This is a genomic window from Sphingopyxis terrae subsp. terrae NBRC 15098, from assembly GCF_001598815.1.
GTDB classification, from domain to species: domain Bacteria; phylum Pseudomonadota; class Alphaproteobacteria; order Sphingomonadales; family Sphingomonadaceae; genus Sphingopyxis; species Sphingopyxis terrae.
The window spans coordinates 21,776-42,428 of the sequence record NZ_BCZQ01000031.1; the positions used below are offsets into that span (position 1 = coordinate 21,776).

The 20,653-nt window shown below is 63.0% G+C and carries 14 protein-coding genes; 8 read left to right on the forward strand and 6 right to left on the reverse strand.

Features of this window, described 5'->3' with window-relative positions; genetic code table 11:
- The first annotated feature begins 1 nt into the window (after nucleotide 1).
- Together mobF and STE01S_RS16295 are read left to right on the forward strand one after the other, a co-directional pair.
- The gene (gene mobF, locus STE01S_RS16290) at nucleotides 2-3,061 is read left to right on the forward strand and encodes a MobF family relaxase (protein ID WP_062769730.1); all 3,060 of its coding nucleotides are present in this window, start codon (nucleotides 2-4) and stop codon (nucleotides 3,059-3,061) included.
- Between the two features lie 43 nt (nucleotides 3,062-3,104).
- Nucleotides 3,105-3,305: a hypothetical protein gene (locus STE01S_RS16295; protein WP_062769733.1), complete on the forward strand. Its 201-nt coding sequence runs from the start codon at nucleotides 3,105-3,107 to the stop codon at nucleotides 3,303-3,305.
- Between the two features lie 164 nt (nucleotides 3,306-3,469).
- Here the strand turns inward: STE01S_RS16295 and STE01S_RS16300 are convergent, their stop codons facing one another.
- Nucleotides 3,470-5,026 carry an argonaute/piwi family protein gene (locus tag STE01S_RS16300; RefSeq protein ID WP_062769735.1) on the reverse strand — a complete coding sequence of 519 codons (1,557 nt, stop codon included), beginning with the start codon at nucleotides 5,024-5,026 and terminating at the stop codon, nucleotides 3,470-3,472.
- Entirely contained in the window at nucleotides 5,023-6,948 is a 1,926-nt protein-coding gene (locus STE01S_RS16305; protein ID WP_062769737.1) for a toll/interleukin-1 receptor domain-containing protein, read from the reverse strand. The genes STE01S_RS16300 and STE01S_RS16305 overlap by 4 nt, the downstream gene beginning before the upstream one ends.
- A gap of 293 nt (nucleotides 6,949-7,241) precedes the next feature.
- Here STE01S_RS16305 and STE01S_RS16310 point away from each other — a divergent pair, with 293 nt between their 5' ends.
- Together STE01S_RS16310 and STE01S_RS16315 are read left to right on the forward strand one after the other, a co-directional pair.
- Nucleotides 7,242-8,042: a DUF4238 domain-containing protein gene (locus STE01S_RS16310; protein ID WP_082813389.1), complete on the forward strand. Its 801-nt coding sequence runs from the start codon at nucleotides 7,242-7,244 to the stop codon at nucleotides 8,040-8,042.
- A 72-nt stretch (nucleotides 8,043-8,114) separates the two neighbouring features.
- Entirely contained in the window at nucleotides 8,115-9,203 is a 1,089-nt protein-coding gene (locus tag STE01S_RS16315; protein ID WP_062769744.1) for a hypothetical protein, read from the forward strand.
- Here the strand turns inward: STE01S_RS16315 and STE01S_RS16320 are convergent.
- Genes STE01S_RS16320 through STE01S_RS16330 form a run of 3 tightly spaced genes read right to left on the reverse strand, consistent with a single transcriptional unit; the run spans nucleotide 9,200 to nucleotide 14,719 of the window.
- Nucleotides 9,200-12,514, reverse strand: coding sequence for an error-prone DNA polymerase (locus STE01S_RS16320; protein ID WP_062769747.1), 3,315 nt, complete (start codon nucleotides 12,512-12,514; stop codon nucleotides 9,200-9,202). The genes STE01S_RS16315 and STE01S_RS16320 overlap by 4 nt on opposite strands.
- Nucleotides 12,511-14,067, reverse strand: a complete 1,557-nt coding sequence (locus STE01S_RS16325) for a Y-family DNA polymerase (RefSeq protein WP_082813390.1) — start codon at nucleotides 14,065-14,067, stop codon at nucleotides 12,511-12,513. The genes STE01S_RS16320 and STE01S_RS16325 overlap by 4 nt, the downstream gene beginning before the upstream one ends.
- The gene (locus tag STE01S_RS16330; protein WP_062769750.1) at nucleotides 13,988-14,719 is read right to left on the reverse strand and encodes an ImuA family protein; all 732 of its coding nucleotides are present in this window, start codon (nucleotides 14,717-14,719) and stop codon (nucleotides 13,988-13,990) included. Before STE01S_RS16330 ends, STE01S_RS16325 begins: the two co-directional genes overlap by 80 nt.
- A gap of 176 nt (nucleotides 14,720-14,895) precedes the next feature.
- Here STE01S_RS16330 and STE01S_RS16335 point away from each other — a divergent pair, with 176 nt between their 5' ends.
- The 4 genes from STE01S_RS16335 to STE01S_RS16350 all read left to right on the forward strand — a co-directional run bounded on the left by STE01S_RS16335 (nucleotide 14,896) and on the right by STE01S_RS16350 (nucleotide 17,821).
- Complete coding sequence (locus STE01S_RS16335) at nucleotides 14,896-15,429, forward strand: hypothetical protein (RefSeq protein WP_062769753.1); 534 nt, start codon at nucleotides 14,896-14,898, stop codon at nucleotides 15,427-15,429.
- Between the two features lie 308 nt (nucleotides 15,430-15,737).
- A complete protein-coding gene (locus STE01S_RS16340; protein WP_062769756.1) occupies nucleotides 15,738-16,739 on the forward strand; it encodes a site-specific integrase in 1,002 nt (333 codons plus the stop codon).
- Nucleotides 16,739-17,422 (forward strand): Fic family protein, encoded by a 684-nt coding sequence (locus STE01S_RS16345; RefSeq protein ID WP_255265997.1) that lies wholly within the window; start codon nucleotides 16,739-16,741, stop codon nucleotides 17,420-17,422. The genes STE01S_RS16340 and STE01S_RS16345 overlap by 1 nt, the downstream gene beginning before the upstream one ends.
- Nucleotides 17,423-17,623: 201 nt before the next feature.
- The gene (locus STE01S_RS16350; protein WP_062769762.1) at nucleotides 17,624-17,821 is read left to right on the forward strand and encodes a hypothetical protein; all 198 of its coding nucleotides are present in this window, start codon (nucleotides 17,624-17,626) and stop codon (nucleotides 17,819-17,821) included.
- Between the two features lie 8 nt (nucleotides 17,822-17,829).
- Here STE01S_RS16350 and STE01S_RS16355 read toward each other — a convergent pair whose 3' ends face one another.
- Entirely contained in the window at nucleotides 17,830-20,640 is a 2,811-nt protein-coding gene (locus STE01S_RS16355) for a conjugal transfer protein TraG N-terminal domain-containing protein (protein WP_062769765.1), read from the reverse strand.
- Nucleotides 20,641-20,653: the final 13 nt, after the last annotated feature.

A 20,653-nucleotide genomic window follows, 5' to 3' on the forward strand; every position in this document is an offset into this window, starting at 1 on the left:
CATGCACTCGATCGCCTCGGTCCGCTCCGCAGCCGGTGCCGCGAACTATTTCGCGAAGGACGATTTCAAGGATAATTACTATACGGCCGACCGCTCGGCCGAGGTCAGCGCCTGGGGCGGGGAAGGGGCGGCCAGCCTCGGGCTCACCGGCGGGGTCGCACGCGACGATTTCGAGAAAACGCTGAGCGGCTTTCTACCCAGCGGGGAGGGCGTTGCCCAGGTCGAGAACCGCCGCAATGGCATCGATCTCACCTTCTCGGTGCCCAAGTCGGTGTCGGTCATGGCCTATGTTGCCGGCGACAAGCGCGTGCTCGCCGCGAACATGAGCGCGGTCCAGAAGACCATGGCCTGGGTCGAGAAGAATCTCGCGGAGGGTCGTAAAGACGTCGAGGGCCGCAAGGTGCCCGTGCGCACCGGCAATCTCGTCTATGCGCTCTTCCAGCACGATACGAGCCGGGCCCTCGATCCACAGGCCCACGTCCATGCCGTCGTCGCCAATCTGACCCGCATGCCCGACGGCAAATGGCAGGCGCTCCATGCCGACAAGATCTGGAGCAACAACACGACGATCGGCGCCATCTACCACGCGTTCCTGCGCGCGGGGCTCGAGCAGCTTGGCTACCAGGTCGAAACGAAGGGCAAGCACGGCACCTTCGAAATCGCTGGTGTGCCCAAGGCAGTGATCGACGCCTTCAGTCAGCGGCGTGAGGCCATCCTTGAAAAGGCTGCCGAGCTCGGCATCGTTTCCGCCAAGGGGCGCGACGGCGTCACCAGCACGACCCGCGATCCCAAGCTCAATGTCGAAGACCGGGGAACCCTCGTCCAGGGCTGGATCGACAAGGCGGCCGCGCTCGGGTTCGACGGCAAGAGCCTGCTCGCCTCGGCCGAGGCGCGGGCTGGGCAAGGCCTTTCCGACAGCCGTCTCGAACGGGGCTTTCGCGCGGTCACTGATGCGATCACCGGCGCCCGCGAGATCATCGGCGGCTTCCTTCGCTCGCCCGATCCGATGGTCGATAGTGGGCTTGCCCGCGCCACCAAATCGCCGGCTGTCGCGCGCTCGCAGCTCGCGGTTGCCTCGGCGGTGCGGATCCTTTCCGAGCGCGAGGCGGCGTTCGGCCACCATCAACTTTCCAAGACCGCGCTGGACCTCGGCCTCAAGGGGGTGACGATCGAAACGGTCGAGCACCGGATCGGCCAGCTCATCGAGAACCGCCAACTCATCCAGGGGGTCGCGCGCATTGGCGACAAGGGCGTCGAGATGCTGACGACGCAGGAGGCACTGCGCACCGAGGAGAGCATCCTTGCCGCGGTCGAGAAGGGTGCCGGAAAGGCGGCGCCGATTCTGGCGGCGACTTACGCGCCCGAACGCCTGCAGGCAGTGGCGGACCGGCCGCTCAATGCGGGCCAGCTCGGTGCCGCGACACTCATCCTCTCCTCGGCCGATCGCACGGTTGCGATCCAGGGCATCGCCGGCGCCGGCAAGTCGACCACGCTCCAGGCCGTCGCGCGCGTTGCCGAAGCGGAGGGTCGCAAGGTTCTCGGCCTCGCCTTCCAGAATAAGATGGTCGCCGATCTCGCCGAGGGGGCGGGGATCAAGAGCCAGACGATCGCCTCGTTCGTCCTCGCCAACGAAAAGTTCGTGACCGAGCGCGACGGCCCGCAGTTCGAGGATGCGCGCGCCAAGCTCGCCGGCGCCATGCTTGTGGTCGACGAGACCTCGATGGTGTCGAGCAATGACATGCTGCGACTCCACCAGATCGCTGGCGCGCTCGGGGTCGACAAGCTCGTCCTGGTCGGCGATCGTCAGCAACTCTCCTCGATCGACGCCGGCAAATCCTTCGCGATGATCCAGGCCGGCGGCGGGACCATGGCGCGCATGGACGAGAATATCCGCCAGCGCACCGACACGCTGCGCACGGTCGCCGCGCTCGCCAATGTCGGAAAAGCCGGCGAGGCGATGCGGGTCCTCGGCGACAAGGTCCATGAAAGCGAAAGCCCGCCCGAGACCGCCGCCGCGATGTGGCTCGCGCTCGGTGACGACGACCGCGCAGCCACCGCCGTGTTCGCCTCGGGGCGCGAGTCCCGCGCGATCATCAACCAGCGCATCCAGGACGGGCTCGCGGCCGAAAGCAGCGTGCGGGGCGAAGGTATCCACCTGACAGTCTATGAGCGGGTCAATCTCACCCGGGAGGAGCTCCGCTATGCCTCCTCCTATCGGCCCGGCCAAACCCTCGATGTCGGGCGCGGCGGAGCGCAGGACGTGGGGCTCGGGGAGGGACGCTACGACGTCACCAAGGTCCTTCCCACGGGCAAGGTCGAACTGTCAGACGGTCGGCGCAAGATCCGGTTCGACCCCCAGAAGCTCTCGCCAACGGAGAAGCGTGATCGCCTCGAACTCACAGAGAAGAAGGATCTCCATGTGCGTGAGGGCGACCGCATCCGCTGGACCGCCAATGACAAACCGCGGGATCTGCACAATGCCGCGCTCGCGCGCGTGCTGTCGGCCGATGCGAGCGGCGTCACCGTCGAGACCGCGGCGAGGCAGACCCTGACCCTCGACCAAGGCGATCCGATGCTCTCGCGCCTGGACCTCGCCTACGCGCTCAACATGCACATGGCGCAGGGTATCACGACCGACAAAGCCATCACCGTCATGGACAGCCACGAGCGCAACCTGTCCAACCAGCGCCTGTTCAACGTGGGCGTGACCCGTGTCCGCGACGATCTTACCATGGTCGTCGATGATAAGGAGAAACTCGAGCGTCAGCTCGACGCCAATCCGGGCAACAAGACCTCGGCCCTCGAAACGCTCGGCCGCCTCGACATCGACGGCAAGAAGGCCGGGTCCGAGCGAGTCAAGTTCGACCCCGGCCCAATCGACGGCATCAACCTCGTCACACAGGAGGACATCCTCGCTGACCTGCCGCCGCTTCCGGAGGGCCCGCTGCCGGCGGCGGCGCCTTCCAAGGATGATGATCTTAAGGCGCCCGCCGACCTCAAGCCCGACAAGGCGGACCTGCTGCCGCCGCTCCCGGAGTGGAGCCTGGGCCTCGATTTGTAGCGAAGCGCCGGCGCGGTGCCGGCCAGATGAAAGGAGACTGACCATGGCATGGGATTTTGACGAAGGTGGCAAGTTCGGTAGCGAGAAGGCGGCCGAGGATTACGCGCGCCGCAATGGCCTCAGCGAGGCTGACTTTCGGACGCGACGGAAGGGCGATCAAGTCGAGCTGGAGGTCCGCCGCTCCGCAGTCGACGGCCGACGCTTGAGCGACAGCAACGAAGGGCGCAAGGACGGCTGGTTCTGACCGAGATCAAGGACGGCAATAGCCGTGCTCGAAGAAATATCCAGCCGCGACCTGAACGATCGCGTCGCGGCGGCTCTGCCGCTGCGCTACCCTTCGATTAGGGACACTGACTGCATCGGCTTCTATCTGGCTCACTCCCTTATGTCTGATGCCGACGAGCGCCATCAGACATAGTATTTGAAGGGCTGCTTCTCCTGTCCTTTCGCAGATCCCATCGTCAAAACGTCACCTACCATTCGCGCAAATCGCACCGTCACCGGCAGGCCGTCATTAAAGTTGCAACTGTTGTAGTTGATTTTGGTGAGGCCCATGATGTCCGCAAGGACCGTGCGAATGTCGGGCTTCGCATTTTTGCTCCTCATCACCGTGACATGAAGCGGATTGGGCGTCTCAGGTCCGATGTAGGTGTCGAGCTGCGGCACGTAGCCGGTCGTCCAAAGGTAGGCGGTCTGCTGATCAAGCAGCAGCGCGGTGCCGCGGAGGACGGGATAGTCGCCGTCGCGGAACAGCTTGGTTTCGCCGCCCGTCGTCCGGATACGCACGCCTACGACGTTGGTGCCCTTTGGTGCCGCCGCGCAGAAGGCATCCCACTCCTCGTCGTTGAAATAGGTCTGGCCATGAATGAATAGCTCCTTTGGAGGCTCACCATGCATCTCGGTGTAGGTCTCGAGGACCATGCTCAGGAGGCGCTTCGCAGCGACTTTCTTGAGATGATATTCGTAGTCGCCGGTCTTCCACGGACCGTTCGCGCCGCGGAAGACGACGCCGTCGCCTTCATTCAAGAACATCTGAGCAGCGCAGCAAGCATGACCCTCAGGATCTTGGGGCAGGCTCTTATAGACCAAACCGATGTAGCAGACACCGGGCCGAACCGTCGCCAAGCGCCAAGGCGGTTTCGGCTGGGTCTTGTAATAGAGACCGGTCGCGAGGTTCCACGCCACCGTGGCGGCGTCCTGCGTCTTGCGCACCGGATACCCGGCTTTGTTCAAGAACGCGTCGGGCGCCAGGGTTGTCTCGCGGACGAGCTGGGTGGGCGCGATCGTCAGGAACTCGGCCTTGATACGCCGATGGAAGTCTGGGACGTCGCTGAAGATATCCTCATTGCTCTGGTCGATAACGCCGGCGGCGGCGAGTAGTGGGAGGCTCTCCTTCACCTTCTGTCGGCGTTTGAAGTCGCCCACCTCCATCGCAACGCCCGCGCGCTTCGAACCCGGCCGGCAGCGCTCGTAGACGATCTCGGGCAGGACAAGGACCCACACGTCGACCGCCTGTTCCTCGTTCCGGAGATGCTTGCGCACCCGATCGATGTAGAGTTTGGCCACCTTGTCGACGGCCTCGTGCAGGTTGAGGATGCTGGTCGCCTTGTCGATGTCGGCCAGCGGGATCGAGAGGGTGCTCACCTCGTCCGGCTCGAATGTGATGCCAAACGTCTCTTCTAGACCGGGGAAGTTGGCGAGATGCAGTCGGTCCTGCTTTTCGCCTTTGCCGGGCGGCGGGACCGCAACCACCTGCTGCAACTTGCGCGCCCAGCCACGGAAATGGCTGATGCCGTCTGTCGTGCCAACAACACCGACGCGAATTTCGCGCGTTTTCTTGGCGCGGGCATGCGGCCCATAGAGAAAGAGCCCGTCCTTCGGGTGCGGACTTGGCTGGCCATAAGCAAACTCAAGCTCGGGTTCGTGGAGGTGTTCGACAATCAGCGATGTCTCGGCGAACTTCATGCTGCCACCTCTTCCTCGTCGGCTTCGGGGCGGCCAAGCGTGCTGAGATCCGTTTCCTCCTCATCGGCGTCCAGGGCGTCGGGAAGGTCGGTGCTAACAGGCGACGAGAACAAGATGGGGGCAGCTTCCAACACCGCGTCCGCCGTCGCGGAAAGGCGTAGCCTAATGTAAGCGGATTCGCCCGAGATAAGCTCCAGAAATGCCAGCATCCGGCCATACCATTGCTTGTTCCTCCAGCCCTTGCAGATCGTCCGCCTGAGACGATGCAACTTCTTGGCATCCTCGATCTCGAGGCCCGCCGGCGTGCCATTGTCACCTGCAAAGAGCACCCGCGACTTGAGCTTAAAGTGCCAAAACGGCCAAAAAGCGGGGAGGGCAGTCACGCCAAACTGCCAGATATGGCCCTTCGCGACGTTGCGCAGCATCGACGACCTGCGCGCACCTTGTTTGCCCCATGGAATGCGCTGGCCCGTGGCGGCGAGATCCGGCGAAGCATGAAATCCCACACCTCCCGAATATTGATATTCCAGGAGTCCGCGCTCTTTGCAGAACTCGTACCAAGCCCTCTTCAGCATCACGTTGATGATGTTCTGGGCCGGCTGCTTCTCAAGCCGGAGCTTGTCGTCGCCGTTCTCGACGAACGTCTTGAGGGGTATGCTGCGTTTGAGCTTAAAGCGCCCGACCGATGCAAAGCCGTCGTCGATTTCGTCTTGGTCCGCGAATGACAGGAAGCCGCGGCCCTGTACCGCGATGGGGTAAGCGTGGGTTGCGGCAGCGCGCTTCAGGCGATCGGCATCGATCACGCCAGTCGCCTCGTAAAAATGGATTGCATCCGGCGCTTCAACGACACGAAGCCAGTTTGACGTCAACCGTTCGGGCTCATTTTTGAGCGGTATCGCACCCCGCCGCCGGAACAGCTCCCAGTTCGGGTCAATCACAGCCCCTTCCGTGCGGCGAGGAGCTTTCTGGCGCTTGAGAGCCTCAGAAAGCGTGCTCAGACCCTCTCCCCATCCGCGAACGAAATCGACTGCGATCGCGTCGCCCAGACCCTTCATCTTGCGGCCCTGCTCAAGCTTCAGCTGGATGATGAAGCGCGTGTCGCCGATCGCCTTCGCAACATCGAGCGCGATGTCCAGGTCGTCTTGTATCGCTTGGTCGTCGGCCGTGGCATTGCGGCAGACGAGCAAGACCTTGGCGGCGCGGTGCTCAATGGCGCGGTTGATTTCGCGCCGCCAGCGGTCACCTGGCTGCAATGTCAGGATGTCGGCAAACACCCGGTAGCCCTCCGCTTCGAGTTTCGGCGCGAGCCACAATGCGAACTCGTCATCGGCTGGGGAAGACTTGAGGAGGAAGAGCGTGTCTCGAGCCGGAGGCTCTGCTGAAGAGTCAGCGTCGCCCGGCACGGGCAGCAGGTTGGCGAGCGCCGGCGGGATCGGTGCTGGCTTCGGGAGGGCGTCGGCGACCGCCGCGGTGACGATCGTTTTGAGGACGGCCGTGTTCTGACCCCAAAGCTTCTGGTGCGCCGTCTCGATATCGGGATATTTTCGCAGCAGGGCGTTCAGGTCGCCCGGGCCAAATATGTCGCCGGTGCTTTGGAGCGCGGGACCGATTGTCGCCACCAGGGTTGCCTTGTTCTTCGGAGTGAGCGGCGCCGACGTGGCGAGGACGTAGCGCGTGGGCTGAAGCGCATCGATACTGGTGCGCTCGCTCTTCATCTTCGAGTTCAGCTTCGAAGCGCCGGACCCGATGTAATGCTTTGCCTGCAGAATGATGTTGCCGTCGGCCGCTGCATGGCGGCCATCCATGCCGTCATCTGGCCCTTCGGGAAACGCCTCAAACCGGACGCCGAACTCCCGCCCGATCAGGTCACGCGCGAGATCCTCGAAATCGGAGTGGGAGAGTGACGAGAAATCATAATCCATTCGAGCTGTTTGTGGGATCAATTGGTACGGGGTCAAGGAACTCGAAGATAAGATCACCCACGGTGTGCCATCCGTGACACTTTACCCAGAAACGCTTGGTAAAGTGTCATTGATGACAATCACTTGGCTGAAGGAGGGGGGCTTTCCTGTAACTGCTGCCCGAACGATGAAGGCATGTTAGCTAGGGGGCCTGGGCCAATAACGAGAATCGTCACCTGAATGCCGCACCAAATCTTCTACTCCTGGCAGAGCGACACCGATAATCGAATTGGCCGCGGCTTTATCCAGCACGCATTGGATCGCGCCATCCGCGCTGTGAACGCGGACGCGGACGTCGATCCTGCCGATCGCAATGTGCAGGCCGACCGCGATACGGTCGGGGTATCGGGGCGGCGCCGGAGCATCGAAACGCGATCGAGCGTGAATTCATGGGGCCGGAGGTGGACGACCCGGCTTCGCGGGCGCTGCGTATCCTACTGAGCGAAACCCGGCCGGTCCTGCCGATGGATCTGCGCATCGCGTGGGTTCGTTTCCTCATGTCCTTGCTTGTCCGCCTGCCGAATCTTCTCAGGCAACTGAAGGCCGATGCGTCAGAGACGCTGGCGCAGGAAATCGTCAAGCGGCCCGAGGAATATGAAGCGCTGCGGCGGGCTACCGATCCGCCGACGCTCATGGAGTTTTTGCGCGAGCGTGGCATTAATGGCCTGGTCGAGGATTTCGGCACCACCCTTATCCCCGGCCTGGTCGAGCTTCCGCAGATGAAAGCCGACATTGCGCGGATGGACTGGCGCGTCTTTCATTTTCGCGACGGGCCCTACGGACTCGTTACCAGCGACTTCCCGATCTGCATGCTGCCCGGGCTCGCGTCACCGGACTGCCTGATCTCGCTGCCGTTGTCGCCGACGGCGATCTTCCTTGCCAGCTACAGCAGTGATCTCCTGAATCAGCTTGATGCCCTTCAGCCGCCAGCGCTGATCGACAGCGCGAACCGCATATCGATCCAGAGCGCGCAGCAATATGTCTATGCCGACAACAGGCAGTATTATGATCTCGTAGATCGCTTCCTCGAGCCCGTTTCTCGCGGGCCCGAATAGCCTGTCTGACTTTCCGATGCCGCGGCTGCTCGCCGAGCCTTGAACCCTCTCCCATTGTGATAGAAGAAGCCGATGAACCTCGAAGAAGACGCCAACATCTTTTTTCGGATTTCGGCCGATTTCCCGCGAGAGGATGTCGAGGCGATTGCGTCGAGGCTCGCCGGTTCTAACAGCCTCATCCCAGGGTTCATCGCGCCAGCGGCGGGCTTGGTGTCGATCGAAGCTCTTCTCTATGCGGAGCTCATTGACCGGTCGAGCACCGTCGTGCTCGTTGATCGCAATGTCGCGTCGCGGATGGCGAAGATTGCGAAGGAAGGGGTGTGCAGGCCGCTCGATGGTCCAACCCAGGTTGCCGTCGACCTCATGGCCTTGTCTCAATCCATGAATTTGGACCTGGAGCCGGTGATCGCTTTTCGTGAATTGGCGCACGCGCACGGAAACGAAGCCGCGCTTGAGGAACTGCAGTGGTTTCGTTCCGCCGATGTCGGGCAGGCGCATGCCTGGATCGATGTGGCTCTCGGCAGGGCTGACGCCCTTCCGTCGACCGGCCCGGCCGACCGCGAAGAGTATGACCTCGCGCAGCCATTCCATCGTTGGCGCTGCAATTACGTGGTGCTGCTCAAGGCTGCTGAACTCGAACTCTCACCGATGAGTCCGCGCGAGCGTGCCGAGAGGCTCTATCAGTGGATGGCCAGCGATTTCATTATCGCAGGCCCCGCAGCGCTCTATAGCTCGATGTTCTTCTCGCCGTTCGCCGCCAAGGCGGGGCTGTTCAAGCAGCTCCGGTCGCCGGATCGGCAGCGAGCGCTGACCGGAATCCGCAATGCCGCCTGGGATGTCACGTATCTGAGTGATCTGTCACGGAGAGCGATGACGGAGCCTTACGAGACCAAACGGTTCCTGCTGGCAACAGCCGACAGAGCGCTCGCTGAGATCGCGCCGCTCCTCTTTATCGACGCCGAGGACATGGCAGGCTTCGAGACAGCGCTCGCTGCGAGAGTGGAGCCATGGTGGCGAGGTGATGCCGTGGCGGTTGCACGCTTCGCGACCGACGCCATGGCAGAGGCAGAAAGCCGGCCGCCTCCGGAAGGTCCCGAGGGCGTAGACGACTATGTTGGCTATCTCATGGGGCTCGGCGAGCAGAAGATTCTCGGCGGCTAGCGGAAGTCGCGCGGCTTGACCTTGATCCCCTCGGTCTGCCGGCCCGGAACGATGCCCGAGCCTAGCCGCAGATCAGGACTGAAGATGTCGCGCGGCTGCCGGCCGAGCGGCGATTCCGGGTCGCGTGGATCAGGGCGCATCGGGCTTTTGACCACGTCGGCACGGCTTACCCGGTAGATATCGGCGACATCTGCCCGGTTGCCGACGCTCGCGAGCAGCGGCGACAGGTCTTCGAGCCGCTGCGCGATCACATGTATCACCTCGCCCTCGCGCTGGACCTGACCCCGCACACCCATCATCGACGAACCCAGCACGATGCGTCGATGTTTCTCAAAGACATTCGTCCAGACGACGAGGTTGGCGACATTCGTTTCGTCTTCGAGGGTGATGAACATGACCCCTTTCGCCGAGCCCGGCTTCTGTCTGACCAGCACGATCCCGGCGAGATTGATCCAACGGCCGTCCTTCACGGATTGAAGTTCCTCGCATGTGATTATCTTGCGGCTGCGCAGCTCGTCGCGCAGGAAGGCGAGGGGATGGGCACGTAGCGACAGACCGGACGCGCGATAGTCCTCGACGACTTCAGCGCCGGCGCCCATCGGCGCAAGAATGACCGTCGGTTCGATCGCTTCCTCTCGCAACTTGCCCTCTCGCTCGTCCGCCGCGGCGAACAGCGGCAGCGCCGCGTTGCCGAGTCCCTTCACGCTCCATAGTCCCTGGCGCCGGGTGCTCCCCAGCGATCCAAATCCGTCGGCCTCGCCGATACGGTCGAGAGCGCCCCGGCCTACGCCCGATCGGCGCTGGATTTCTTCGACGCTCTCAAAGGTTTGATCGGCGCGCGCAGTGACGATGGCCGCGGCGTCCTTATTGGCAAGATCAGTCACCATGCGCAGACCCAGACGCACAGCGAGGTAGCGGCCGCCCGTGGGCTCCAGCGTGCAATCCCAGCGGCTGTGGTTCACGTCGATCGGGCGAACCTCGACCCCGTGCTGCCGCGCGTCGCGCACGATCTGCGCCGGCGCATAGAAGCCCATGGGCTGGGCGTTCAGGAGGGCCGCGCAGAATATGTCGGGGTGATGGCACTTCACCCAACTGCTGGCATAGGCGATCAGCGCAAAACTCGCTGCGTGGCTTTCGGGGAAGCCATAGGAACCGAAGCCTTCGATCTGCTTGAACGTGCGCTCTGCGAAATCCTGATCGTAGCCGCGTGAGACCATGCCATCGATCAGTTTGTCCCGAAAATGGGATACGCCGCCCGTCAGCTTGAAGGTCGCCATCGCGCGTCGCAGCAGGTCCGCCTCGCTTGGGGTGAAGCCAGCACATTCAATAGCTACGCGCATGGCCTGCTCCTGGAACAGAGGCACGCCCAAGGTCTTCTCGAGCACGCGCCGCAGTTCTTCGGTCGGATAGGTGACCTTCTCCTGGCCATTGCGACGGCGACGATAAGGGTGGACCATGTCGCCCTGGATCGGACCGGGTCTCACGATCGCGACCTGGATGACCAAATCGTAGAATGTTCGAGGCGCCATCAAGGGGATGGACGCCATCTGTGCCCGGCTCTCGATCTGGAAGACACCCAAAGTGTCCGCCTTGCGGATCATCGCGTAGGTCGCGGGATCCTCGGCGGGAATGGTCGCGAGATCAAGCTTCAGCCCCTTGTCGTTCTCCATGAACTCGAACGCGCGCCGCATGCACGACAGCATGCCCAAGGCCAAAACGTCGACCTTCATGAAGCCCAGCAAGTCGATATCGTCCTTGTCCCACTCGATGACCTGGCGGTCTTCCATGGCGGCCGGCTCGATCGGCACGAGTTCGTCCAGGCGGTCGCGCGTCAGCACAAAGCCGCCAGGATGCTGGGAAAGGTGGCGAGGCGTGTTGATGAGCTGGCGGGCCAATTCCAAGGTCAGCGCCAACCGTCGATCGCCGAGGTCCAGATTGAGCTCCTCGGCATGCTTCTCCTCGACACCTTCGCGGCTCCAGGCCCAGACCGAGCTTGAGAGTCCCGCCATCATGTCCTCGCTCAGCCCCAGAGCCTTGCCGACATCACGGACCGCGCCGCGAGCGCGAAAGCGGGTCACGACCGCCGTCAGCGCAGAGTGGGTGTGTCCGTAAGTTTCGTAGATCCACTGGATCACTTCCTCCCGGCGCTCATGCTCGAAATCCACATCGATGTCCGGCGGTTCGCGCCGCTCGGCCGACACGAACCGCTCGAAAAGGAGCTCCGAGCGGACGGGGTCGATTGAGGTGATGCCCAGCACATAGCAAACGGCGCTGTTCGCCGCTGAGCCACGCCCTTGGCAGATGATCTCGCGCCGCCGCGCTTCCGCCACGATCGAATGGACTGTGAGAAAATACGACGCATATTCCATTTCGGCGATGAGCTTCAGCTCATGCTTCAGTTGAACCCGAACCTTGTCGTCGACCCCTTCGGGATAGCGCTCGGGTGCCTTCTCCCAAGTCAGCCGCTCGAGCTCCTCCTGCGGCGTGCGGCCGGGCACGCTGATCTCATCGGGATATTGATAGCGAAGCTCTTCGAGGCTGAAAGCGCACCGCGCGGCAACCTCAAGCGTGCGCGTGACTGGCGATGCATCCTTGAGGTAGCGGCGGAACAACCGCTCCATTTCCTGGCCGGGCTTCAGGTGGCGGTCCGCGAACCGTTCGCGGCGGCCTCCCAGCTCGTCGATGGTACATCCCTCGCGAACGCAGGTGACCACGTCCTGCAACATCCGGCGGTCCGGCGCGTGATACAGCACGTCATTGGTCGCCACCGTCGGAGCGCGCGCCGCGGCGGCAAGGTTCGCGAGGTCGCGCAGCCGGATCGCATCCCTCGGCCGACGCCGAACCGAGAGCGCGAGATAGGCGCGGTCACCGAAAATCCGCTTCATTCGTGCCAGCGCCATCTCGGTCGCCATGTCAGCCCGGTCCGGACTGAGGATCGCGATGAGCCCTTCATGCCATTGTTCGATGTCCGTCCAGTCGAGATGGCAAGCGCCCTTGCCGGCGCGCTCCTTGCCGACGCTGAGGAGCCGGCACATCCGGCCATAGGCCGCGCGGTCCGTGGGATAGAGCAGCAGGGCTGTGCCGTCGCTCAAATCGACCCGACACCCGATGATTGCGCGGACGCCGGTCGTTCGTTGAGCATCCCATGCCCGCACGATGCCGGCGACCGACCCGCGATCGACGATACCGAGGGCGGGCAATCCCAGCAGCGCGGCGGCGGCGAACAGCTCGTCGGGCGATGATGCACCGCGCAGGAAGCTGAAATGCGTGGTGACTTGCAGCTCGACATAGTTGGCTTCCTCGCTGCTCATGCGAATGCGCCGTGGATGAACCAGCGCATCGTGCCGGTCGCCGGATTGACGCCATCACCAAGCCGGAACAGCCAATAGCGGCCGCCCGTCTCGGTCTCGATCTGGTAATAGTCGCGGACGATCAGCGCCTTATCCGCTTCGTCACCGTTTTCTCGCCACCACTCTCCGTGGAGGCGTTCCGGGCCATCCCCTCGTGTCACCCGGTAGCGTTTACGCCGCCATATGAAGAGGCGCGGCGCGTCGTCGGGCAAGAGAGCGACGACGTCGATCGGTTCGGGCCGATCCAACATGCGGGCAGGGCGCGGTAGGTCGTCATCCCAGTTCGCGCCGCTCTGCTTTGCGAGCGCCGGCAATGAGGTACTCGATCGCTCGGGCATGGCGCTCGCCTGCGGCTGCGCACGGTGAAGGCTGCGCTGCCCGAAGCGGTTGGCGAGCGCGTCGACGAGTGAGGCGAGGTCAGGTCCGCGCCGGGGGTTCTCCAGTCCTTCGCCCTGTCGCGCAGCCAAAGCGTCGACAAGCGGCGTCACCAAGGTCATCGCTTCGATGCCAAGGCCTGGCTCGATTGTCTCGATCTTCGCGCAGAGAAGCTTGGCGAGGTGGCGGACATCGCGCGACGCCACCGCTGTGCCAATGCGGATCGCCTGGTTGTGGCCGTCCACGCGATGGAAATAGCAATCGAGCCTGCGCGCGCCCTTGCCGATGCAGGCGAGCTGCCCGACTATATCGCTCACCAGATCACCAATCACCTGGGCGAAAGCTTCAGGCGTCGAGATCGGCTCCATGAAACCGCGCCGCGCGCGCGGCAGATGCTCAGGGAGGATCGGCTCGATCGGCTCGCGCAGGAGCCCGAGCGCCTGATCCAATCGCCGATGCAATTCGCGGCCGAACCGTTTGGCAAGCGGGGCGCGGGGCGTTCCGATGAGTTGCTCGATCCGTTCGAAGCCGAGCCGGCGTAGGCCATCGACATCGCTCGCCGGCAATCGCAACGCCGATATCGGCAGGATTGCGATAGCCGCGCGGTGGGCGCCCGGTTCGATCGTCACCGGCCGCCCGGCGGGTACATGCCGCGCCACGGCATGCGCGCAGCCGGCGGTGTCGGCGACCGCGATCTGCAGGTTCAGGCCCGATGCCGCCACCCGCCGGTGGAGATCCTTGAGCAGGGCCTTTTCCGTGCCGAAAAGCCCTGCGCAGCCTGTGATGTCGAGCCATATCCCATCGGGCGCGTCTGGCGAGACGAACGGGGAATATCGGCGCCCCGCCCATAGCGCGAGATCGCGCAGGCCTTGGAGGTCGCTCTCGGGTTCGGCATCGACGACCTGCAGTTCTGGCGCGAGCGAGCGCGCCTTCGTCACGGTCATGCCTGTGCGGATACCGAGCGCTCGGGCCTCGGCATCGATTGCGGCGATGATCCGCCTTCCATGATCCGGTATTGCCGTCGCGATTGGATGCCCCAGGGCTAGGCCGTCCCGGCGGTCAGGCGACAATTTTGCGATCTTCCGCCGCAGCCGGTCGGTCGACCAGTGCGGCAGGAAGAGCGATACGACCCGTCGCATCGCACGCCTCCACGATCCAGGCGTGCGGATTGCCACCGCGCACACGTTCCAAATCCACTTGCCAGCGTGGCCGCCCCAGGCTCGGTATCCCGAGATCCTCACTCGGCGAAGCCGTGACCCGCCATCGCGTTACCGCGGCCGTTCCTTCTGCCGCTTGTTCGGCCTTCGCTGCGCGCCGGAAGATGAACGCGGTGACGCCCGAGCTCTCAGCGGCCAACTGTAGCCGCTTCGATGCGGTAGTGGAATATTTCGCTACCTCTCCAACAACGCCGGCAATGCCAGCGTGCCTCAGGCATTCCTCCACAGCGAGCAGGACATTGGTGTCGCTGCCCGCCTCGACGTAGATCACCCTGTCGGGATGGAGGCCCGCGAGATGAAGGGCGGGGGCGAACAGGTCGCGCCAGCGAAGGCACCAAAGCACCGGCCCGTTGATGCGGGCAAGGATTCCAGCCAAAAAGATCGTCGCACTCGCGTCGTCAGCGAGTTCGGGACTTCCGGCGATCTCATGCAGTGCGCCCGCGGCAATGCCGCCGCCTGGCAATCGTTGATCTAGCTCGCCGATCCCAAACGGAATCGCGCCGTGCTGAGCGCCCGTCCCCTCGATACGCGCAATGCGCGCTCGCAGATCTTCGAGGATGGTGGACTGACGCATGGCATTCAAGAGACTCGGCAGACGTTGGTTCGTTCCTTATTTGTTCTCCGATGACCGAAGGAGTCAAGCTGCGCTTTCCGAGCCCGACCCCAGAACCGCTGAATCGGGCAGAAAAAAATCCCTGAAGAGCGATGAGAGGGATTCACATTGGCTTTGATGAGACGTAGATTCACTCTATGTTCCATCAGGCAGATTTCTTCGAACAGGCCGCTGTTGCCCGCAAGAGCATGGACATGCCGGCGCTCATGGCGGCCATCGCTGCAGCATCTCCACGCCCGAAATTCAGCTATATGCTTCTCCAGCTGATTGCGGAGATTGCAGACGAACGAGGAAGCGCAGGCCCGAACGTGTTGATCGACGGCGCCGCCGTTCCTGTCAGGGACTGGCTCTGCGATGCGCTTGTCCCGATGGCGCAGCGCGATGCTAGGCGCCGATCGACAGTCGAAACCGTGCGCGTGGAGCTTGAAGAGGCCAAGGCGCTTCCCGCCGATCCTGCAGAAGCTGAACGTCATGTCGAAGCAAAGGTTCGAGAGCGCGTGCGCCGTTCGGGTCGATGCAATGTCAGTCGCGCAGTATCGGATCTGTGCAAGATTGGCCTGTTACGCCGCCATTATCAGGGATACCGGGTCGACCATCAGAACCGCGGCGCACAGCGCGAGGCGGTCTATACCGTGACCCCTGAAGTGTTGGCAGTACTGCGCAGACGCTGAGCTTCACGCTAATTTGTGCCTGACAAGCGGAACTACATGGCGGTGCGCCTCGATTTTCGGCAGGCTCGCAGGCTTGCAAGCATTCACAGTGCCGCGATCGTCGCCGCGAGCGCGCCGCCTCGGTCCGTCGATCGGACAGGTGACCAAACATGAAGCGCGAAATCCTGATGTCGCCGGCCGCGAGCCGATCAAAGCCTGAGGCGATCGAGCGTCGGCGAGCCACGAGATGGCGGCGGCTTGTGTCCGATAAACGCGATTCTCGGACATAGGATTTGGCTTTGAGAGGTGGCTCCGTTAGGCTGCACGAGATGGCCCGCGACCTGCTTCCGATCTCGACCAACCTTCCAGCCGACCTTCTCGCGGAGATCGAAGGCGCGCGCGACACGCTGGCTGCCTCCAAAGCTGGGTCGACCCAGAAAGCCTATTCCTCGGACTGGGAGCGCTTCTGTGACTTTTGCGACGCCCGCAACGTCGAGGCGTTGCCGGCGCACCCCGACATCGTAGCCCTGTTCGCCCATGTCGAGGCTGAGGCAGGCATCGCGCCGGTGACGATCGGCCGGCGGATCGCAGCGATCAACCATCACCACAGGGACGCGGGTCTCGCCTCGCCGAGCGCGCGGGACGCCGCCGGCCTCATCGCGCAGATGATGGCGGGCGTGCGCCGCAAATATGCGCGCAAGAAGGATCAGAAAGCGCCAGCGGCAGCGGACGTACTCACAGCGATGCTCGCGACGATCAAGGGCAAAGGTCTGCGCGCCAAACGCGATCGCGCCATTCTAGCGGTCGGCATGGCCGGCGCGTTCCGCCGCTCTGAAATTGCCGCCATGCGGTTACCCGACCTCACCTTCGAGGCGTCCGGTGCGCGGATCACGGTCCCACGCTCGAAAGGCGATCAAGATGCGGAAGGCCAGGAGATCGCAATTCCCGAAGGCCGACACATCCGGCCCGTAAACCTGCTCAACGATTGGTTGGAGGCTGCGGATCTCACCCGACCGGATCCCGTAAACGGCAAGCCGCGGGAAGGCCCAGTGTTTCGCCGGCTGACCCGGGGGGATGAGCTGACGGCCGATCCGATCACCGACAAGACCGTGGCCCGGCTGGTGAAGGCATGCGCTTCGGCCGCCGGACTCGACCCGGCCTTGTTCTCGGGACATTCGCTGCGCGCCGGCTTTCTGACCGAAGCGGCCGCCAAACGTGCGAACCTGTTCAAGATGAAGGACCACTCGCGGCACAAGTCGCTCGACACGGTCGCGGGCTATGTCCGCGATGCTGCGATGTTCGACGATCATGCCGGTGAGGAGTTTCTGTAGTGCCGGCTACTGGCGCAGTGCCAGAATGGCAGGCCTACACCATGCCGAATTACCATGCGGCGATGACACAGGCGTGCACCGATCTCCAACGGCGCATCCTTGTCGACGCCGCCTATCGGTCATCCATACTGACCGATCCGCGAAACCTTCACCGAACCTTGTTTGAAGAATTCACCCCGCCCGGTTTTTCCGAATATGCCGGCACCTGCAGGGGCACGGTGGGGACTTCACTCGAGCGCCGCCGCATGGGCGCTCCGCAGATTCTTAGCCCGCAAAAGAGCTTCTCCTTCGAAAAGCCGGAGAAAGTCGTGGCGGCACTCGATTTCCTGCTGTCCGAGGTCCGTCGCGAGCTGGTGCCGGCCAGGTCCGCGACGCCTTTCGTGCAGCTGCTGACGTTGACCCATTTGTTCTGCTGGTTCGGCAAGATCCACCCGTTTCTCGATGGCAACGGCCACGTCCAGCGCGCCTTGTTCGCAGCCGCGGCGACCGAGCTGGCAATCCCGCTCGCGCCACGCTTCGCCATCCATCCGCGTCCGTTCGACAGCCTGCTTGCCTGGCCGCTTGAGATGTTCACCCGGGCCGCTCCCGACCAGCGCGAGCGCTTTCTCGCAATGGTGGCCGAATATCTGAGTGCCTGGCTGGCAGGTCCTTTCGATCTGCCCGCGTGCGGCATTGCGCCGTAACCGGTCGGCCCGCCTCAGGGCTCGATCAGCCTATAGCCACGATCGACAAGCAATTTCCGGGTCCAGTCAATTGATGATGGAGGGAGGCCCTTGGCGCGACCCACCTATGGCGCCGTAGCCGTGGCGAAACGCCTGCGATGTCCTTCAATTCGTTGCGATCAGACCTGGAACCGGATATAAGCGGCGCCAGGATTTTGCGATATGGTCGATACCACCACGTATTTGCTGACACAGCACAACGCTGCCGGACCTATCATTCGGCCCGCCGAGCCGATGCCACATGAGATTTATGGTGACGATGGCGACGCCGCGCCTTTGACGCGGGGGCGAATGATCGGCGGTATTATATCACTCTTCCTGCTCGCTGCGACCGGGATCTACCTTTTCCTCGTGCTCTGAACCTGATTCTACTTCCGTAGATCAGTATCATTGAAAAAGCCCCGATCGTGATCGCGGGCAACCTCTGATTGCAAATCGACGTTCGCTTGGCCGCGATTATTTCGCGCGGCCTGCGCCGCTGCTCTATCATCATCGAGCTTCGCCCGCCCGTCAGCGATAATTCTCGCGGCAGCGCCAGGGTCTCCCGCACCGCCTCCTTTGCCGACCGGGTCAACGCCATGCGGGCGATAGGTCGCGCGGATGCTGTCGGCACTACCGATGTCTATACGATTCACGTCGACCAGCGATGGATCCTGCAAACTGCCGCTGATCTCGGTCCAAAGCGCGTCGCGTTTCTCCTGGGCCCATTGCTGGATCATCGCTTCACGCACCGCGCGCTGCTGCGGCGTGAGATTGGTTGCCCAAAGCTCGGGGGCATCCATATTCGGATGAAGCGCCTGCTGCTGCCGATACCATTGCGCGAGGTCCTGACTCATATTCTCGCTGAGCTGCATACCGTGAGACTCAGCAAAGCTGGCATCGCGCGCGAGCGATTGCGACAATTCTTCCATGCGCCGGGCAGCTTCGGAATAGGATCGTGCCCGGGAAAGCGCGTCCTCGGTGCCTTGAGAGGAGGAAACCGTCGACGATCCGCGGCTGAATGTCCCTGAACGCACATAAGTGCCGTCGGAGGTAGATGCTCCACTACCGCTCGAGTGCTCGTCCCGGACGCCGCTCGACGACGAGCTCGAGTTATCCGTCGAACGAGTTTCGTCCGTGCCATACCGCAAGGTATCCTGCTGGTTGCCGGTCTTGCTGACTCCGATGTTTCCGCCGACATTGGGCAGCAGTCCGCGGCCACCGGATTTTCCACCACCCTGCCGTCCAGCACCGCCGATCCCGCCTGTCAGCCCGCCTGTGACCTGGTCGAGCGTTCCTGCCGACCGCTCGTGGCCTTGCGAAATTCTCTGGCTTTGGCCTGTCGACGAGCGTTCCTCCATTCCCTGCGAGCTGGACCCCGTTGTCCGATCAAATTGTTCGAGGTTGGTGTTCGCGGTGCGCCCGCTTCCTGACTCGAAGCCGGACGAGCGCTCCGAAGATGTACCGAACGCACTGCGGTTCGTGTGAGTGCTGGTGAGAATGTCCTGGGCCGCATTTTCGTAGGCTTGGGCTTGTCGATGCGCCTGGCTCGCCATCTCCCGCCATTCGGCGACCGTCCCGCTGTTCATGGTCGGGGTAAAGCCGAGGCGCGATATTGCCCCGTTCATATCAATTACGTCCTGGCCGTTGCCAAAGCCCGACACGACCGCGCCATTGTCCTGTCGCCAACCGACGCTGGTCGCGCCGCCCATGAAACTCGGCGCTACGGACCACTGATCGCTCTGCCGCATGTTCGACGTCGCGTTTGCCCAGCTCACATTGCCGTAGGAATAGTTGCCCGTAGTCTGCTCCAGTGCCGCCGCCTCGGCAGCATTCTGCGCTGGCGCGAGCATCGAGGTAGCTTGACCCGCGATCGACATCGCACCGCGCGCAAGCCCCGCGGCCAGGAACGGAATGCTCATCAGCATGAAGCCGGCGATCGTCGCCGTCTCCCCGTTCACCGCGCCGATGCCGGCGTAGGTGCCTAGCGTGACCCCGCCGGCGGCGACGCCAGCAGAGGCAGCCTCCGCCCGCGTCATGCAGATCATATGGAGGATGACGTAGAGCGGTCCCCAGGCAGCGAGATAGAAGAACCCCATCGCATAGCCCTTGAGCGACGCGAGCCCGGTTTGCGGCATCAGAAAAAGCGGGAAGATCACCGGAAACATCGCGAAGAACACGACGGTCAGCACGATATTGAGAATCGGCACCCAAGCCATCGCCTGCTGCGCGATCGAATTGTAGGTGTTGCGCGCCTGGATGTCGGCTCGGGTCTGCGCGAACGTGTCGATCGTCGCCGCGCCCGATCCACCCGCCATACTATTTCGCGCCTGCATGAACGCGTTGATCGCCGTGTTCTGCCGCATGGAATCGCTATAGCTGCTGCCCGAGCCGGTGAACGCGGCGTTCGCGATCGGCAGATCATGTTTGAGCTTGTCAGCAGCCAACGCATTGCTGAGCTTCGGATATAGCTCCTTCCCCCACAACGGGGTGTTCGCTTCGATCATCGGTGCCCAGCGGGCATCGAGCATCTGATAGGCTTGCCGGCACGTGACGATCGCGCTGGTGACGGTCCCGTCTCCTTGTCGCTCCAGCCATTCCTGCGAGCGGGCCTCCGAACCCGGCCCGATGTCGCTCCACAGATTCTTCGACTGAGCAAGGACAGTGAGCGACTTCCGGTAGAGCATGACATCGCCGAACAGGCACTTCTTGAAATGCTCCTCGAGATTCGTCGAGAACTCGGCATCGCGGATGATGAAATTGCGGGTCGCATCGAATAGTCGTGCGCCATAGACCATGCCGTTCGTCGAATAGCTGAGCTCGCCAGGCATGACGAACACCGTTTCGGCCGTTCGGGTCAGCCAGTCGCCGATCTGGGTCGTGAAGCTCGCCAACACTCCGAGTCCCAAGGGAACGTTGGCGACGGTCGCCGGTGCGAGCGAAGGGTTTATTCGATCGGTCACCTTCACGTCGATGGTGGGCACCATTAAGCAGAGATAGATCAAGGTGGACTGGAGGAACCAGTTCATCCAGACGCGGAAATTTAGCGTAAAGGCAACGACGAGCAGCGAGTAAATCAGGCCCATCACCATGACGACGCGGATAAGGGATCGATACCCCCCGCCTCCAGACCAGGCGGCGACGGCATTGAAGGTGTTGACGAGATACTCGCCGCCGCCGACCGTGAAAACCTCCAGCATTGCCTCGCTCCCA

Excerpts from the sequence above, each read along its gene's own strand:
- mobF (WP_062769730.1), top strand. The coding sequence starts at position 2 with ATGCACTCGATCGCCTCGGTCCGCTCCGCAGCCGGTGCCGCGAACTAT.
- STE01S_RS16295 (WP_062769733.1), top strand. The coding sequence starts at position 3,105 with ATGGCATGGGATTTTGACGAAGGTGGCAAGTTCGGTAGCGAGAAGGCG.
- STE01S_RS16300 (WP_062769735.1), bottom strand. The coding sequence starts at position 5,026 with ATGAAGTTCGCCGAGACATCGCTGATTGTCGAACACCTCCACGAACCC.
- STE01S_RS16305 (WP_062769737.1), bottom strand. The coding sequence starts at position 6,948 with ATGGATTATGATTTCTCGTCACTCTCCCACTCCGATTTCGAGGATCTC.
- STE01S_RS16315 (WP_062769744.1), top strand. The coding sequence starts at position 8,115 with ATGAACCTCGAAGAAGACGCCAACATCTTTTTTCGGATTTCGGCCGAT.
- STE01S_RS16320 (WP_062769747.1), bottom strand. The coding sequence starts at position 12,514 with ATGAGCAGCGAGGAAGCCAACTATGTCGAGCTGCAAGTCACCACGCAT.
- STE01S_RS16325 (WP_082813390.1), bottom strand. The coding sequence starts at position 14,067 with ATGCGACGGGTCGTATCGCTCTTCCTGCCGCACTGGTCGACCGACCGG.
- STE01S_RS16330 (WP_062769750.1), bottom strand. The coding sequence starts at position 14,719 with ATGCGTCAGTCCACCATCCTCGAAGATCTGCGAGCGCGCATTGCGCGT.
- STE01S_RS16335 (WP_062769753.1), top strand. The coding sequence starts at position 14,896 with ATGTTCCATCAGGCAGATTTCTTCGAACAGGCCGCTGTTGCCCGCAAG.
- STE01S_RS16340 (WP_062769756.1), top strand. The coding sequence starts at position 15,738 with ATGGCCCGCGACCTGCTTCCGATCTCGACCAACCTTCCAGCCGACCTT.
- STE01S_RS16350 (WP_062769762.1), top strand. The coding sequence starts at position 17,624 with ATGGTCGATACCACCACGTATTTGCTGACACAGCACAACGCTGCCGGA.
- STE01S_RS16355 (WP_062769765.1), bottom strand. The coding sequence starts at position 20,640 with ATGCTGGAGGTTTTCACGGTCGGCGGCGGCGAGTATCTCGTCAACACC.